This is a genomic window from Nitrobacter sp. TKz-YC01, from assembly GCF_047824785.1.
Lineage (GTDB): Bacteria > Pseudomonadota > Alphaproteobacteria > Rhizobiales > Xanthobacteraceae > Nitrobacter.
This window is the reverse complement of record NZ_CP181167.1, coordinates 740,889-757,269: the sequence shown is the minus strand read 5'-3', so window position 1 is coordinate 757,269 and position 16,381 is coordinate 740,889. Positions and strand designations below refer to the sequence as shown.

Sequence of the window (16,381 nt, the reverse complement as noted above, 5' to 3'; positions counted from 1 at the left end):
ATCGCGCTGCGGAGCCCGGATCAGGCAGCAGGAAGCCCTTGCTTAACATTGCGGTCCGCGACGCATTGGCCGGGCCACGGCATTTCCATAGCGCTTTCGAGCGAAAGCATGTTCTCAGGGCTCGATCTCCGGAGATGTAGACACCGGTTCGCGCGAATAATGCGCGTCAGATCAAAAGCTAGGAGTCCCGCTTCTGGCTCATCAGACACGGAGAAGTTCTAACCCGCCGGTTCCTGAAAGTTGAAGCCGCTTGCCAACAACCCGTTCTTGATGGCTGCATCATCAGCCTCGGGCATCAAGGCGAGCGCGCAGACCTCGAAATTCTGCATCGCCACCGACACGGTGGGAAAGCCGGCCGTCAACAACAGATTGCCGAGCCTCTCCGCGGTAAATCCGGTGCGGTGAGCCATATGAACGTGCCCTTCCTCGATCGCCCGGGAATGACCGTAGAGCATGTCGAGCGGCCGGATCGGACCGGCCGGCGAATGATAGGCGACGGCCGCTATGCCTTGCTCGACGATAAAATGAGCCACCGCCGTAACGTCAGGGCTCATGATCAGGGCGAAGCCGTCAGGTTTTAGAACCCGATGGAACTGGCGCAGGGTGGGAAATATCTCGTGGGCATAGAGATGCTCAAGAACATGCGACGACCATATCACGTCGAACGATTGCGGCGCGAACGACGTTTCCAGTTCGAGGATGGAACCTACGACGTGAGGTTTAACGTTCGGGTCGATATCAAAGCGCAATTCCTCCAGTCCTCGCTCCTGAACCAGCCGGGCGATTCGCCTGGCGGATCCGGGGCCTGAGCCCGCGTTGAGCAAGCGCTTGATATCCGGGTTCAATATCGGCTCCTGGGTGCCCGATCGGAGCTATCGGAAAACAAGATCGAACCTATCGCTCCGGCGACCCCGGACCATGACCCTATCGATGTGGCTTCACAAAGGCACGAAAGTGGCTTCGCCCGGCCAATCTTTGCATCACAAAAGCAAAAGCCCCGCCGAAGCGGGGCTTTAACAATCCTGTCCTTCTGCCCCGGACTACGAGAGCTTCGGCAGGGTGACGATCTGGTCGCTGAAATGCAGTTCCTCAACGCCATTGACCGCGACGCTCTGTTCATCGCTGAAGTGCAGCGTATAGGTCGAGGTGCTCGCATCGACATCGATTTTGGCGACATCGAAGAACGAGCGACCAACGAATTCGGCCGTGTCGTTACCGTTGCCGCCGAAGATGGTATCGCTGCCGCTGCGCGCCTCGACCCGGAAGGTGTCATCGCCGCCACCGCCGTACAGCGTGGAACTGGCATTCCCATCACCCGACAGCAGCGTAAACTGATCGTTGCCCGCACCACCCTGCAGCACATCGCCCTGCACGCCCACCAGCGTATCATTGCCGGCGCCACCTATAAGCGTGCTGTGTCCTTCTATCTCGCCGCCGCCACCATGGTCGCCGCTACCTCCGCCACCATGATCATCTCCACGACCCCATCCACGGTCACCGCCGCGACCGCCACCGTGATCATCTCCGCGACCCCATCCACGGCCATCTCCACGACCGCCGCCATGATCATCTCCGCGGCCCCATCCACGGTCATCTCCACGACCGCCGCCATGGTCATGCCCGCGGCCAGCGGCGCCGAAGGCACTGTCGTCCGCACTGGCAATGCGCGCGTCGCCGCCACTGCCCGCAGCCCGCGCACCACCGGACACCAGGAGGTCATTACCAGCACCTCCATCCAGCGTATCGTTGCCGGTACCGCCGTAAATGCTGTCATTGCCGGCCCCGCCGAACAGCAGGTTATCACCTTCGCTCGCCCGGATCACATCGTTGCCGCTGCCGCCGTAGACCGTATCGTTGCCGCTATCATTCAGGTTGATCGTGTCATGCCCTTTGCCTGCGGCGACAAAGACGTCGTTATCCCCTCCGGTCACGTCAAGCCTGGCGCTGTGATCATCCAGCACGATCGCTTTCAGGTTGGGATTCGTCTCGACATTCGTCGAGTTGGATATGCCTAGAATCTGGACGACAGGCGGAACCTCTCCGCCTGGAAACGGCCCGGACTGAAGCCATCCCCTCGCACTATTGTCGTCATCGTTGAACACACCGCTTTGCTCGAGCGAATCGATCAACGCTGATCGCACGCCCGCCTCGATGTTCCCGTTACTATGAAAAAACTCGCCTAGCTCGGTCTTCGTCAGGTAGGAAACGGCCATGGCGCCCTCTAGCTGGATTCTTTAAGAGACTGAATTCTTCAAGAGACATGCGAAAGCAGGTATGACCGGTCGACGCCAATCGACACCGCATGCTGCAATTCGAAGGTGCTAGACTTTGTGCCAAATCCGAGCCTTGCTTATAACATATAAGTGTTACGCAAGCCCTGGATTGTTAATTTCATGTTAGTGGCACCGCAGCACCAAAGTCAAGCGTCAAGTTACGCTCCCTTAATTTAACATTGGGCGGGGATCGCCTCCTGGCCGCCATGCGTGCTCGGCGCTGGGATTTCCGGCCGATTCCACCCCATTTCGACCCCATTCCCGCCGAAATCGTGAAGCAGACATGCGGAAAACGTAAGGAAGACCTCACCTCACATCCAATTGTAACGACCTGCCAAACGATGGTAACGTTCGCGGATGCTAATATCAGAAAATGTGAGGATCTGTTATCGTGGCGCTCGCATGAGTTCTCCCCGGCTGAGACGGAGAATCATCACCGTTACTCAGCGCAAAGGCGGTGTCGGCAAAACCACGATCGCTATCTGTGTCGCCGCCGCGCTCGCGCGCCGCGGACATGAGGTTGCGCTTGTCGACAGCGACCCCCAGCGTTCCGCCTCACAGTGGGCGGAGCCTGGCAATCTCGAATTCCCTGTCTATGAAATGGCGCTGGAGCAGACGTCGGTCCCCGCCTGGGCCCAGGAAGTGCGCAGTATTGAAGCCGGAATTGTCATCATCGACACCGCCCCCAACGCACGGGAAATGGGAGCCTCGATCGCCGTGGCTAACCTGATCCTGGTACCCTGCACCCCGTCCGGCCTCGACCTCGACGCGACGCTTCAGACGCTTGCGATCATTGACGCCGCACGCGAGCGCCGCCGGGATCGAATCAAGGTGATCCTGGTGCCGAACAGACTCGACCGCCGCACGCTTGAAGGAAGACAATTGCTTGATGAGTTAAGCACATTCGGTGAAGCGGTTGGCCCGCCGATCGCCAGCCGCGCCGCATTCGTTCGTTGTTTCACCAGCGGTCAGTCGGTAGCGAGCTTCATGCCCGGAGATACCGCCGATCAGGAAATCCAGGAACTCGCAGACGCGATCGAACGGATCGAACTCGAGGAATAGGGCGGCGTCCAATGGGGCGACGTCCGCGCCCGCCGCGAGACCATTTCTTGTCTCTCCGGGATCTCTGCCTCTTCCGGGAAATCATGAGAGCGGCTATCTGGAATTGGCGGGACCGAGCAGGGCCTGGATCACACCTTGCGTCTCCGACTGGGGAGGCGATGCAGAAACAGCAGCTTCCTCGAGCCTCATTTTCTCAAGCAGGAGATCCGTGACAATCTTACGAAGCCGCTGGTTCTCGAGCTTGAGTTCCTCCAGAACGTGACGCATCTGATCCGTCGCCGGAGGCTTGACGGATACCGCCCCTTCTCCCGCATTGTCCTGAGGAATATCCGCTTCCTGCCTCGGCAGAGGCAATTTCCTCCACCGATGAAGCGTCATGACGCTCACACCAAGCGCCTTGCAGACGTCGACCTGGGAATTGCCGGCGCGAGCGAGTTCATCCGCCCGGGCAAGCTTCGAAAGAATTTCCTCCCGCGAGTGCTTCTTCATCTTCCTACCTGAATATGGCTTCGATGACAGAGAACGAAGCGCCTAAACAATGACCAGAATCAAATGAAAATCTCAACTTAAGAACAAGTTCACGACAATAATATAATATGAAAGCCGCGCGTTGCGCTATCAATCATCACTCAAGTTCGCGCGAGTTTTACCTTTCATGTTAGCTGCGGTGCAGCGTAAACTGACGAAGTCAGTCGATCCGGTTGTCGCGCCGGTCATAGATGACAAATATCACGCGAGCCGCGATCACGCATATCACTTCTTCGAAGCACGCTCGATATCCTCCATCTCCGTTTCTTATCAGGTCAATATTTCGCGTCGCGTCGTTACCGCGGGAGCGCCGACTTGCGCCGACCGGCGGATTACAGAGCGGCTTCCCCGAGCGGACCAGCAATGAACAGACCGAGGCGCTCCTTCACAAGGCACTTCGCGCGCGGGTAACATTCTACAGCAACCCCCGCCGCAAATGCCCGCTCAGGGATATTTCTCCGACCGGCGGCTGAAATGCGTGCGAAGGTAAGAACGCTCGGGGATCCGATCGTTCTTAACTTCTTCGTAACTCTTTATGAGAGGCAGTCACGCTCCGTCCACCACGCCGGTGGGGCGGGGTACATCCGAAGCGAGGCTCGGGATTTGTTGCTTTGACGCGCTTTCCTCACGCGAGTCGGCATCATCCCGGGTCGAACTTGATGACATGCTTCATGCGGCAACGCAGTCGCACGCGCTCATCTCACATCGTCCCCTATCAAGGCTTCATGCAACCCTGACGGAATTCAGGAAATTGTCGACCTCCGCCTTGAGCCTGGCGCTGTCGCGCGACAGCGTTTGCGCGGCAGACAACACCAGGGACGAGGCGTTTCCGGTATCCACCGCCCCGCGCTGGAGATTACCGACATTGGAGGACACTTCCTGCGCACCCTGGGCGGCATGCTGCACGTTGCGGGCAACTTCCTGCGTCGTCGCACCCTGTTCTTCGATGGCTGACGCGATCGTGGAGGAGATTCCGGAAAGCTTTTCGATGGAATTCCGGATCTCGTTGATCGCGGCGACGGATTCGTGGGTGGCGGACTGGATGCCGCTGATCTGCTGACCGATTTCGCCGGTGGCCTTGCCGGTTTGCTCGGCGAGCGCCTTGACCTCCGAGGCGACGACCGAAAATCCGCGACCGGCTTCCCCGGCGCGCGCCGCCTCGATGGTGGCGTTCAGGGCGAGAAGATTGGTCTGTCCCGCGATATTGTTGATCATCTCGACAATATCGCCGATGCGAGCCGCCGCGCTCGACAACGCGCTGACCCGCTCGGTCGCCGAATGCACCTGATCGACGGCCTCGCCCGCCATGCGCGCCGATTCCTGCACTCGCTGGCTGATTTCATGGACCGAGGCGGTCATCTCCTCCGTGGCCGAGGCCACCGAATTGACGTTCGAGGAGGCCTCGGTCGAACCGTTGGCGACGCGCGCGGCGAAATCCTTTGCATGGTCGGCGTTCGAGGCCAGCGTCGTTGCCGAAGCCTCCAGTTCGCTCGCCGATGTCGCGACAGCCTGAACGATCTCGCCGATGGCCGCCTCGAAGGAATTGGCGATCTTGGTCATGTCGATCTTGCGCTGGGCGTCGGCCCGGCGTTGCGTGGAGTTGACCTCCTCCCGGCTGAACCGAATAAGCGTCTGCACGGTCTGGAGGTTGCGGAGGGCTTCGCCGATCTCGTCGTCGCGCCTGATTTCGATCCGATTGTCGAATTTGTCGTGAACGAGGTTCAGCATCGTTTCGTTCAGGTGACGCATCGGTCCTTCGAACGCATGCAGGGTCTGGCGCCCCGTCATTCCCCCGACAGCGATCCCGGTGGCGGCGAGAAGGATGAGGGCGAGGCCCCATATGCCGCCGATGACGGCAGCGCCCAGCAAGCCGCAGGCCAGCAGAAAAGCGGACTGCACTGTGATCAGCGTTGTCATTCGCGCCCGCATGGTGCGGGTAAACACGCCGAAACGATCAAAGACCGATCGCTTCCTGATAATGCCCGCGTCGATCCGATACGGGTGGGGGCGTTTTTCGCGGATGGCCGCGTACACTTCTTCCGCGAGGGTGCGCTGGTCGGCGGCAAGCCTGGTACGGATCGAGGTATAGCCGGTAACCTGTCCATCCGTCCGGATCGGCGAGGCCGTTGCCAGCACCCAGTAAAAGCCGCCGTTCTTGCGCCGGTTCTTGATGGCGCCGACCCATGGTTTCTCGGCCTTCAAGGTATCCCAGAGATTTTCGAACGCCTCCGACGGCATGTCCGGATGGCGGACGATGTTATGCGCCTTGCCTATCAATTCCTCGGAGGTGAATTCGGCGGCGTCGATGAAGTCTTCGTTGACATAGGTGAGACGCCCCTTGAGATCGGTCCGGGAAACGATCAGCGTGTCATCGGAAACGGGATACTCTTCGTCGGTAACCGGAAAGTTCTTGCGCACGGGAAAACTCGCCAATCTGTTATGGTGAAAGCAAGCGTCACGACCGATGTGCCGTCATGACGCGATTCGCGAGGAATCGCGTCAGCGAAAATGGGTACGGATACCCTTAAAAGTTTACCTGGGATGAGATCGCGCCGAGATCGATGAAAGCGGGGGCAAGTGAACCATCGGGAGGCACCTTCTGTGGCTTACCGGAACTCGGCTCTGACGCGATGGCGAGAGGATGGAACAATTCAGTTAAAAAACGGTGGCCAGAGCGTTTTCAAGCGAAGCATGTCCTCGGGCTTGACCCGAGGATGGACACCGATTCGCATAAAGAAAACGCGCCAAATCAAAGTCCGAGAACCCGCTTCTGATTCTATCAGAAGCGGAAAGGCTCTAAGCAGCAGGGCCCGCATACCCCACCCGACGATGCCTGATCCGGCTGGTGGGCCCGGAGGGACTCGAACCCCCAACCAGACCGTTATGAGCGGCCGGCTCTAACCATTGAGCTACAGGCCCCGGCCGGACGTCGCGTGCGCAACCGCCGTCGGCGCAAGGCATCCCTTACAATGTCATGTGCCGCGCGGCAATCGGCGGTGGAACTGTTGAGGGCCGGAGTTTGCGGCCGAAAGACGGAGATGGCCCCCTCCCTTCGAGCCTCGATCAGGACGCAATGCCGCGCTCCGCCGGGACATTAACCCTTTGCTAACCATACACCGGGCAAATTTTGCCCAGGAAGCCGCGCGTCATCACCCCAGCCTTAACCTTTTGATCAAGCGTGATCCTGTCCGGAAACCGGTTTCCACTTTTCGGGATCATGCGCGAGAGCATTCGCTTCTGATTGAATCAGAAACGAAGCTCCAGGTTGTTGTTTTGACGCGTTTTCTTCACGCGAAGCGGATTCCATCCTCGGGTCAAGCCCGAGGACATGCTTCGCTCGAAAACGCTATAGCGCGTGCGAGCGGTCCTGCGCGAGGGAGACGACGAGGATGAAGGGCATCACGGCGGAACAAGGCGCAGCCGTACCAGCCTCGGGCTTCCCAACCTTCAGCCAGATCGGGATCATGCTGAAGCGCGGTGATCTCGCGCTCGCCTTCGGTATCCTGACGATCCTCGTCGTCCTCATCATGCCGCTTCCGGCGATGGTTCTCGATCTCCTTCTGGCGATCTCGATCACGCTGTCGATCCTGATCCTGATGACCGCACTGTTCATCCAGTCGCCGCTGGAATTCTCTTCCTTCCCGACCGTGCTGCTGATCTCGACCATGCTGAGGCTGTCGCTGAACCTCGCCTCCACAAGACTGATCCTGTCGGACGGGCATGAAGGCCCGGCCGCCGCCGGCCATGTCATCGAAGCCTTCGGGAACTTCGTGATGGGCGGCAATTTCGTGATCGGCATCATCGTCTTCGGGATCCTGGTGATCGTGAATTTCGTGGTCATCACCAAGGGCTCCGGACGCATCGCGGAGGTGGCGGCGCGCTTTCAACTCGACTCCATGCCCGGCAAGCAGATGGCGATCGACGCCGACCTCTCCGCGGGTCTGATCGACGAGAAAACCGCCAAGGAACGGCGCAAGGCACTCGAGGACGAAAGCGGCTTCTTCGGCGCCATGGACGGCGCGTCGAAGTTCGTGCGCGGAGACGCCGTCGCCGGCCTGCTCGTCGTCTTCATCAACATCATCGGCGGCATGATCATCGGCATCGCGCAGCAGGATCTGAGCTTTGCCGACGCGGCGCACAGCTACACCATTCTCACCGTCGGCGACGGGCTGGTGACGCAGATTCCCGCCCTGATCGTCTCGACCGCGGCCGGCCTTCTGGTTTCGAAGGCCGCCGTTACAGGCGCCGCCGACAAGGCCCTCATGAAGCAGCTGTCCAGCTATCCGCAGGCGCTCGGCATGTCGGCCGGAGTGATGCTGGTGCTGGGACTGCTGCCCGGCATTCCGATGCTGCCGTTCGTCGCGCTCGGCGGCGGCGCGGCGACGCTCGCCTGGAGTTCGCGAAAACGCCAAAGCGCCGCGGCCGCCGAAGCCGTGGCCGCCGCGGCGTCCGAAACCGCGGGCACCGCGGCCGCGAATGTGGAGGAGCCGATATCGACGGCGCTCAGAATCGACGATCTGAAGATCGAACTCGGCTACGCGCTGCTGCCGCTGGTCAATGGACCGGACGGCCAGGATCGCCTCACCGAGCAGATCAAGGCGCTCCGCCGATCGCTGGCGATCGAGATGGGATTCGTGATGCCATCAGTGCGTATCCTCGACAACGTGCAACTGGAGGCCAACACCTACATCATCAAGATCAAGGAGGTCGACGCCGGCTCGGGGCGCATCTGGCCGAACCAGTACATGGTGATGGATCCGGCCGGGGGTCAGGTGGGGGTCCCCGGCATTCACACAACGGAACCGACCTTCGGATTGCCGGCGACGTGGGTCGACGCCTCGCTCAAGGAAGAAGCCTCGCTGAAGGGCTATACCGTGGTCGATTCCGCGACCGTGGTTTCGACTCACCTCACCGAACTGCTCAAGACCAACATGTCGGACCTGCTCTCCTATGGCGAAGTGCAGAAGCTCCTGAAGGATCTACCGAAGGAGCAAGGCGAACTGATCAAGGACATCGTGCCGGGCCAGATCTCGATCTCCGGGATCCAGCGCGTGCTGCAGCTACTCCTCGCCGAACGCATTTCCATCCGCGATCTGTCCACGATTCTGGAAGGCATTGCCGAAGCCCTCGCCTTCTCGCGCAACCCGGCAACGCTGGTCGAGCACGTGCGCAGCCGCCTTGCGCGTCAAATCTGCGCCCAGAACACATCGGTCAACGGCTACCTGCCACTGGTCGCGCTATCCGCCAAATGGGAGCAGGCCTTCGCCGAATCCATCATCGGCCAGGGCGAGGAACGCAGCCTTGCGATGCAGCCGTCAAAGCTGTCGGAATTCATGGCCGCGGTGCGCGATCGCTTCGAACAGGCCGCCCGCGAAGGCGAGGCCCCGGTGCTGGTAACCTCGGCGGCGATCCGGCCGTTCGTGCGCTCCCTGGTCGAGCGCTTCCGCGCCCAGACCCCGGTTCTATCGCAGGCCGAAATCCATCCCCGCGCCCGGCTCAAGACGGTCGGCAGCATCTGATCGCCCACGAATCACGCCGGCCTTTATGCGGCATTTCTGCATCAGACAAATGGTTTGTGTCTAACCTCGCCTTTACGCACGGGGGCTCGACCGACCCTAGAATCTCATTAAATAATTGATATAATTATAAAATATTCCAGTTCCGGCACGGCGGCGCAACTCGTTGATCGCGGCCGTTCACACCTTTTCACCACCTTGTGATCGCATCTTCGGAACATCGGCGCCAATTCCTACGTTGTAGGGGCGCGAGACGATGAACCTGTGCGCGAGCAGCGGAGACTAATCTTCAACAAGGAAGTGGATGGGCAGGAGGCTTCCATGAATCATTCGATTTACAGCGCGGATCGGACGACCCACCTGAAAATCGTGGTTGTAGCTCTTGTTGCAGGTATCGCAGTGGCAGGTTTCGCCATTTCAGCGCGCATGAACGCTGATGATGGCTATACGCAGACGGCACGCATCATCAAGGCAGGCAAGCCGATGGCGGTGACGAGTTCGGATGCGATGGTCGTTCGTTGAAGGAGTTTGAAGAATTCACGAGGCTTCTTTAGATTTGCCCCCCGAAGTCGCCACGTGAGTACGTAGAGGACCCACTAACCCCAAGTGGACTACGATGGAAAACGCCCGCCCCCCACGGGCGTTTTCTTTTTTGCGATAGGCAAACAATTTAGTTTGCGGGCCGGCCGTGGTGCGAACTTCTTTCATCGGGGAATCGCCTCTTGCCTCTCGGATTCGAGCGGATGAAAATTCGAGGGCTCAGGCGATCGAGGCGGCCCCCATGCGCGAGCGCATCAAACCGATACTGTCCAGATCGGCCTGCTCGCGAGCATTCTCTTCCGCACGTTCGCGAGCCTGGTCGCGCTCATCGAGCAATTCGACCTTCTTGAGATCCTCAAACGCTTCCGCCAGGCCCATCTTGGCATCTTCGAGCTGGACGCGTAGCTCGTCCGCTGAGCGGGTAAGATTTTCCCGGCGCTGAATCGCTGCCTTGGCATAGGTCGGGTATGCGAAATGCGTGGGATCATCGATCCCGGCACGCTCCTGCTCGATTTCGATTTCACGCTCCAGATCGACCGACATGCGCTGGAAGTCAGCAATCATGCTTTCGATCTGAGCCACCCTCCGACGCTTCTCCTCGACCTGGAATTTCTTCAGGCGGATCAGCGTTTCACGCGACTTCATCGACTCATACTCCCCAGAAGTCCCAATCTACGCGGGACGACAGCGGCATCCCTTCGGATCCCCCGTACAACTCTTGTGACGAGCCGATGATGGCCCGACAAAGTTAGCTTTCCGTTGCTAAAGTGTTGACGATTTGCTGCAATCTTCGATAGCCGTCCGCGATGCCGGTGACTTCATCCTTCCCCTGGCGCAGGAAATCCTCCAGGACCGGATTCAACCTGATGGCCTCGTCGACCTCCGCGTTGGAGCCCGCCCGATAGGCACCGAGCCGGATCAATTCCTCCATGTCGGAATAAGTGGCCATCATCTGCCGCGCGCGGGTGATGTCCGGCAGGAACGCCGGATCGGCCGATTTCGGCATCGTGCGCGACACTGACTTCAAAATATTGATCGCGGGATAGCGGCCGCGCTCAGCAATGGCCCGCTCCATCACGATATGCCCGTCGAGAATGCCGCGCACCGCGTCGGCCACCGGCTCGTTGTGATCGTCACCATCGACCAGCACGGTGAAGATGCCGGTTATTGTTCCCTTGTCGGCTCCGGGACCGGCGCGCTCCAGCAACCTCGGCAGCTCGGTGAAAACGGTCGGTGTATAGCCCTTCGTGGTCGGCGGCTCACCGGTCGATAGTCCTATTTCACGCTGCGCCATGGCAAAGCGCGTCACCGAGTCCATCATGCACATCACGTCCCTGCCATCGTCGCGAAAGAATTCCGCAATCGCCAGGGTCAGATAGGCCGCCTGCCGCCGCATCAAGGCGGGTTCATCGGAGGTCGCGACCACGACAACCGATCGTGCGAGCCCCTCCGCGCCGAGATCGTCCTGCAGGAACTCCTGCACTTCGCGACCGCGTTCGCCGATCAGACCTATCACCGAAATGTCGGCATCGGCGTTGCGCGCCAGCATCGACAGCAGCACCGATTTGCCGACGCCCGAGCCCGCGAAAATACCGAGCCGCTGGCCGCGGCAGCAGGTCAGGAATGTGTTGAGGGCGCGGACCCCGAGATCGAGCGGCTGGCCGACCCGTTGGCGCGAATGCGCCGGCGGCGGCGAGTTGCGGTACGGCATCGGCGCCGGACCCTGCGGGAGCGGCCCCTTGCCGTCGATCGGCTCTCCCAGGGCGTTGAGAACCCGCCCGAGCCATGCGTCTGCCGGCCGCACCTGGCCGGAGGCATTGGCGACCAGGGCGCGGCAGCCGCGCCGTACCCCGTCCAGGCTGGCGAACGGCATGACGACGGCATTGTCGCCATTGAAGCCGACCACCTCGGCCGGGATGGTCCGGCCGACCCCGGTCTCGATCACGATACGCGCTCCCACCGACATCGCATGGATGGGACCCGCTATCTCGACCATCAGTCCGCGTACGCCAACCACGCGGCCATAAATATTGACGCGCTCGATCTCACCGATTCGTTCGGCCAGGCCCTTCATCGTGAAATCCTTAGGTTTCCGCACATTAGCCGGACTCCTTTAACTTCGTGTTTACCCGCATCGTTAATCATTGCGTCACTGTCTTGGTGACTGAGAGCGTGTGTCTTCAGGAGGAAGGCGAGTCGCGAAAGTCAGTTAGGCCTGACTTTTAATGTGGATCATGAGCGTAACCGGATAAGAAAAGCTGCTTTAATGCAACACCTTAGGGCGATTCGATGAAAATTGCACCGAAGAGACTTGCGGAACAGAAACAGTTTTTGTTAACCATAAGCGGTCAGGGTTCGAATCAGTTGCTTAAAGGCGTTTCCAGTGCCGCAAGTATTGCGGCCGGCCTGACGCCCGGCGCGGCGACGATTAGGGGACTGGCATGCGCGTTTTGCTGATTGAGGATGACAGCGCCGTCGCGCAGTCGATCGAGCTGATGCTCAAGTCCGAGAGTTTCAACGTCTATACGACGGACCTCGGCGAAGAAGGCGTCGATCTCGGCAAACTCTACGACTACGACATTATCCTTCTCGATCTCAACCTGCCCGACATGTCCGGTTACGACGTGCTCAAGCAGCTTCGTGTCTCCAAGATCAAAACACCCATTCTGATCCTTTCCGGCCTCGCCGGCATCGAGGACAAGGTCAAGGGTCTCGGCGTCGGCGCCGACGACTACATGACGAAGCCCTTTCACAAGGATGAACTGGTGGCCCGCATCCATGCGATCGTGCGCCGCTCCAAGGGCCATGCCCAGTCGGTGATCCAGACCGGCGATCTCGTGGTCAATCTCGACACCAAGACCGTGGAAGTGGGCGGCCAGCGCGTCCATCTCACCGGCAAGGAATATCAGATGCTGGAACTGCTCAGCTTGCGCAAGGGCACAACGCTGACCAAGGAAATGTTCCTCAACCACCTCTATGGCGGCATGGATGAGCCCGAGTTGAAGATCATCGACGTCTTCATCTGCAAGCTGCGCAAGAAACTTGCCAACGCCTCCGAAGGCCGCAACTTCATCGAGACCGTCTGGGGCCGCGGCTACGTTCTCCGTGAGCCGCACGAAGACGAAGTCCGCATTCCGGCCTGACACCCGATCCTCCGTTCCTCCCGGACTGACCCCGCCGCAAACGGCGGGGTTTTTGTTGGTCTGGTTTTTGGGCCGCAACGAGAGCGGATCGGACCACCGATGAAACGACGCAAATCTTTTATGTTTTGACTATGTTTTGTCGCGTTTTCTTCACGCGAACCGGTATCCACTTCGCTCGAAAACGCCATAGAGCCTTTCCGCTTCTGATGGAATCAGAAGCGAGGCTCTATGATTCTGGTTTGACGCGTTTTCTTCACGCGAACCGGTATCCACTTCGCTCGAAAACGCTCTATGATTCTGATTTAACGCGTTTTCTTCATGCGAACCGGTATCCACTTCGCTTGAAAACGCTCTACCCGCCGGCCGCCGCTCTGGGTGGCGGCATTCCCGCCGCCCGCGAAGGCGGGGAAACGCGATTGGGCCGATAAAGCCCGCGCCTGTCGGGGTGAGGTTTGAACGCGTCGGTCAGCCCGACCACGGTTTCGGCGGCGCCGAGCGCAAGAAAACCATCAGCCTCCACCTGCCTTGCGAGCCGCGTGAAGACGCCGGTTTTGGTTTGCTGATCGAAATAGATCAGCACGTTGCGGCAGAAGATCACATCGAAGACCCCAAGATGGGAAAAATCCTGCAACAGGTTGAGTTGGCGGTGCTGAACCATCGCGCGGATGTCGGGGTTGATCTGCCAGAGTTCGCCGACCTGCTTGAAATACTTGATCAGCAGTTGAATGGGCAATCCGCGCTGCACTTCGAACTGACTGTAGAGACCGGCGCGCGATTTTTCGAGCACCTCGTTCGAAAGATCAGTGGCGATGATCTCGGTGCGCCAGCCCGTGAGCGTCGGACCGTATTCCTTCAGGCACATCGCGATCGAATACGGCTCCTGCCCGGTCGAACCCGCGGCGCACCAGATCCGCAAGTGCCGGCGAGCAGCGCGGGCCTGAAGCAGCGCCGGGATCACGGTCTCGCGCAGATGCTCGAACGGCGTCTTGTCGCGAAAGAAGAAGGTTTCGTTGGTGGTCATCGCCTCGACGACGTCGATCGTCAGGGCCGCGGCGCCGGTCTTCATTTTCTGCACGAGGTCGCCGATACCCGAGAGGCCGGCCTTGCGTGCGAGCGGAGTCAGCCGGCTCTCGACCAGATATTGCTTCTCGGCGGCAAGGTCGAGGCCGGAGCGTTCCTTCAGCAACTTGCGCAGGTACTCGAAATCAAGCGGTGTCACAAACGGTCTCCCGCGAATAGTCGAACCAGCCTTGGAGCGATCTGTTGAAGCGGCAGAACGGCCGCGCAAATTCCGGCCTGAACGGCGGCGCCCGGCATTCCCCACACCACGCTGCTTGCTTCGTCCTGGGCGATAACGTTCCCGCCCGCGGCGACAATCTGCGTGCCGCCGCGCATTCCGTCGGACCCCATTCCGGTCAGGATCACGGCCATCGCGCCGCCCTGCCAGACATCGATCGCCGACATGAACAAAGGATCGACGGCCGGCTTGCAGAAATTCACCGCCGGGCCGTCATCCAGAACGATGACCGCGTCCGCTCCTTTTCTCGCCACCCGCATGTGACGGCCGCCGGGTGCGAGATAGATATGGCCCTGCTTCACGATCTCCTGATCCACGCCCTCATGCGCGGGGCGCCCTGCGGCCCGCGCCAGATGCTCGGCGAGAATGGTGGTGAACGTCGGAGGCATGTGCTGGGTGATCAGCACCGGACAGCGGTCGATCACCGGTCCTATAGCGGCCACCAGAGTCATCAGCGCCTGCGGCCCGCCCGTGGACGAGCCGATCAGCAGCGCGCGCGGGATGTGCGCGCTGAAGGGACGCAGCGCGGGCGGAGGGCGGCTCATCGCGCGAGCGGCTTGAGCAAAACGCGGTTGCTGTTCGCGCTGGACTAGCGGCGGCGAAGCGACCGCCGCCGGACGACGGCGTTTCGCGGCGAGATGCCGGATCTTCTGCATCAGCTCGTGCCTGAAGATATCGGCTGCCGCGACCTCGCGCGTGCTCTCGGGCTTCGGAATGTAATCGGATGCGCCGAGCGACAGCGCCTTGAAACTGATCTCCGCGTTGCGGCGGGTCAGCGTCGAGGCCATGATGACGATGAGGCTGCGCTTCCTGGCCAGCAGTTGCGGCAGCGCGGAAATGCCGTCGAGTTCGGGCATTTCGATATCGAGGACCACGACGTCCGGATCAGCGCGCTCGACCTGGTTGACGGCGTCGCGGCCGGTGCGAAGCGAGGCCGCGACCATCATGTCGGGCTCGGCCTCGATCCATCTGGAAATCAGCCCGCGGATAACGACGGAGTCATCGACCACCATGACACGTAGCGGCTCCAGCTTTCCCGAATCCAGAGCCACCGGACTTGTCACAGCAGTACTCATGCCCATTACGCGCAAGATGGAAATATCCGGCCGGATCGCGACGAGATTCAGATCAGGCCGATTTCCTGAAATTTCGCCGTCACGATATCCTTGTCGAACGGCTTCATGATGTATTCGTTGGCGCCGGCGTGGAGCGCGCGGGCGATGTGCGCCACATCGTTCTCCGTGGTGCAGAACACCACCTTCGGCTGATCGCCGCCGGGCATCCGGCGCAGATTGCGAAGAAATTCGTAGCCGTCCATGACCGGCATGTTCCAGTCCAGAAGCACGGCGTCAGGGAGTTGAAGCCTGCAAGCCTCCAGCGCCTTCTCGCCATTCTCCGCCTCGACGATGCGGAAGTTGAAGCCTTCCAGGATGCGTCGCGCGACCTTGCGAATGACACTCGAATCATCGACGATCAGACAGGTTTTCATTTTGGTCTCCATGTTCTCTCAGCGCCTCCTTGGCCGACGCGCCCGCGCCGCCGTGGTCAAGCTGCAAGCTTGTCCGGTGCAATTTCCAGAACGCGATCGACATCGAGAACGACCATCAACTGCCCGTCCAGCCGATACACGCCCGCCGACAGTTCCGCCGTCCGCCGGTCGAGATTGGCCGGATTGACCTCGCGGCCTTCATCCGGGAGTTTCATGACCTCGCCGATCGAGTCGATCAGAAGTCCGTAGGACTCGCCGCGCAGTTCGACACCGACGGCCATGGGCCGGCGATCGGCCTCCCCCTTGGGAAGCCTGAGCCGGGCGCGCATATCGATCGCGGTGACGATACGGCCGCGCAGATTCAGAACGCCCGCGATATCGTTCGAGGCCAGCGGCACGCGTGTCAGACGTTCCGGCTTGAACACGTCCTGCACCCGTGAAATCGGCAGTCCGAACAACTGCCCGCCGATCGTCGCGGTGACGTATTCGGTAAGCGCGCTTTCATTGGCTTGATTGACGGTGGTCATGTTCCG

Annotated in this window: 14 protein-coding genes and 1 tRNA gene; 4 read left to right on the top strand and 11 right to left on the bottom strand. The window is 60.3% G+C overall.

Features of this window, described 5'->3' with window-relative positions; translation table 11 throughout:
* Positions 1–218 precede the first annotated feature (218 nt).
* Positions 219–845, bottom strand: coding sequence for a class I SAM-dependent methyltransferase (locus ACMYR2_RS03575; RefSeq protein ID WP_416193693.1), 627 nt, complete (start codon positions 843–845; stop codon positions 219–221).
* Between the two features lie 195 nt (positions 846–1,040).
* Positions 1,041–2,213, bottom strand: coding sequence for a calcium-binding protein (locus ACMYR2_RS03570; RefSeq protein WP_347262654.1), 1,173 nt, complete (start codon positions 2,211–2,213; stop codon positions 1,041–1,043).
* A 462-nt stretch (positions 2,214–2,675) separates the two neighbouring features.
* Here ACMYR2_RS03570 and ACMYR2_RS03565 point away from each other — a divergent pair, with 462 nt between their 5' ends.
* Complete coding sequence (locus ACMYR2_RS03565; RefSeq protein ID WP_141382846.1) at positions 2,676–3,335, top strand: ParA family protein; 660 nt, start codon at positions 2,676–2,678, stop codon at positions 3,333–3,335.
* Positions 3,336–3,428: 93 nt separating this feature from the next.
* Here ACMYR2_RS03565 and ACMYR2_RS03560 read toward each other — a convergent pair whose 3' ends face one another.
* From ACMYR2_RS03560 to ACMYR2_RS03550, 3 genes are all read right to left on the bottom strand, one after another.
* The gene (locus ACMYR2_RS03560) at positions 3,429–3,824 is read right to left on the bottom strand and encodes a transposase (protein ID WP_347262652.1); all 396 of its coding nucleotides are present in this window, start codon (positions 3,822–3,824) and stop codon (positions 3,429–3,431) included.
* A gap of 762 nt (positions 3,825–4,586) precedes the next feature.
* The gene (locus ACMYR2_RS03555; protein WP_416193692.1) at positions 4,587–6,281 is read right to left on the bottom strand and encodes a methyl-accepting chemotaxis protein; all 1,695 of its coding nucleotides are present in this window, start codon (positions 6,279–6,281) and stop codon (positions 4,587–4,589) included.
* Positions 6,282–6,706: 425 nt separating this feature from the next.
* Positions 6,707–6,782: transfer RNA gene (locus ACMYR2_RS03550), tRNA-Ile, on the bottom strand.
* A gap of 470 nt (positions 6,783–7,252) precedes the next feature.
* Between ACMYR2_RS03550 and flhA the strand changes: the two genes are divergently transcribed.
* Positions 7,253–9,382 (top strand): flagellar biosynthesis protein FlhA, encoded by a 2,130-nt coding sequence (flhA, locus tag ACMYR2_RS03545; RefSeq protein WP_347262650.1) that lies wholly within the window; start codon positions 7,253–7,255, stop codon positions 9,380–9,382.
* A gap of 318 nt (positions 9,383–9,700) precedes the next feature.
* Positions 9,701–9,901 carry a hypothetical protein gene (locus ACMYR2_RS03540; protein WP_011313856.1) on the top strand — a complete coding sequence of 67 codons (201 nt, stop codon included), beginning with the start codon at positions 9,701–9,703 and terminating at the stop codon, positions 9,899–9,901.
* Between the two features lie 237 nt (positions 9,902–10,138).
* Here the strand turns inward: ACMYR2_RS03540 and fliJ are convergent, their stop codons facing one another.
* Both fliJ and fliI read right to left on the bottom strand, forming a co-directional pair.
* Positions 10,139–10,564, bottom strand: a complete 426-nt coding sequence (gene fliJ, locus ACMYR2_RS03535) for a flagellar export protein FliJ (RefSeq protein ID WP_347262648.1) — start codon at positions 10,562–10,564, stop codon at positions 10,139–10,141.
* A gap of 103 nt (positions 10,565–10,667) precedes the next feature.
* Positions 10,668–11,993, bottom strand: coding sequence for a flagellar protein export ATPase FliI (fliI, locus tag ACMYR2_RS03530; RefSeq protein WP_347262647.1), 1,326 nt, complete (start codon positions 11,991–11,993; stop codon positions 10,668–10,670).
* Between the two features lie 367 nt (positions 11,994–12,360).
* Between fliI and ctrA the strand changes: the two genes are divergently transcribed.
* Positions 12,361–13,062: a response regulator transcription factor CtrA gene (ctrA, locus tag ACMYR2_RS03525; RefSeq protein WP_011313853.1), complete on the top strand. Its 702-nt coding sequence runs from the start codon at positions 12,361–12,363 to the stop codon at positions 13,060–13,062.
* A 352-nt stretch (positions 13,063–13,414) separates the two neighbouring features.
* On the opposite strand, the gene ACMYR2_RS03520 is transcribed toward ctrA, so the two are convergent.
* The 4 genes from ACMYR2_RS03520 to ACMYR2_RS03505 all read right to left on the bottom strand — a co-directional run bounded on the left by ACMYR2_RS03520 (position 13,415) and on the right by ACMYR2_RS03505 (position 16,375).
* Positions 13,415–14,281, bottom strand: coding sequence for a protein-glutamate O-methyltransferase CheR (locus tag ACMYR2_RS03520; protein WP_347262645.1), 867 nt, complete (start codon positions 14,279–14,281; stop codon positions 13,415–13,417).
* The gene (locus ACMYR2_RS03515) at positions 14,278–15,372 is read right to left on the bottom strand and encodes a protein-glutamate methylesterase/protein-glutamine glutaminase (RefSeq protein WP_416194053.1); all 1,095 of its coding nucleotides are present in this window, start codon (positions 15,370–15,372) and stop codon (positions 14,278–14,280) included. The genes ACMYR2_RS03520 and ACMYR2_RS03515 overlap by 4 nt, the downstream gene beginning before the upstream one ends.
* A gap of 110 nt (positions 15,373–15,482) precedes the next feature.
* Positions 15,483–15,848: a response regulator gene (locus ACMYR2_RS03510; protein ID WP_416193691.1), complete on the bottom strand. Its 366-nt coding sequence runs from the start codon at positions 15,846–15,848 to the stop codon at positions 15,483–15,485.
* A gap of 56 nt (positions 15,849–15,904) precedes the next feature.
* Entirely contained in the window at positions 15,905–16,375 is a 471-nt protein-coding gene (locus tag ACMYR2_RS03505) for a chemotaxis protein CheW (RefSeq protein WP_347262642.1), read from the bottom strand.
* Positions 16,376–16,381 lie beyond the last annotated feature (6 nt).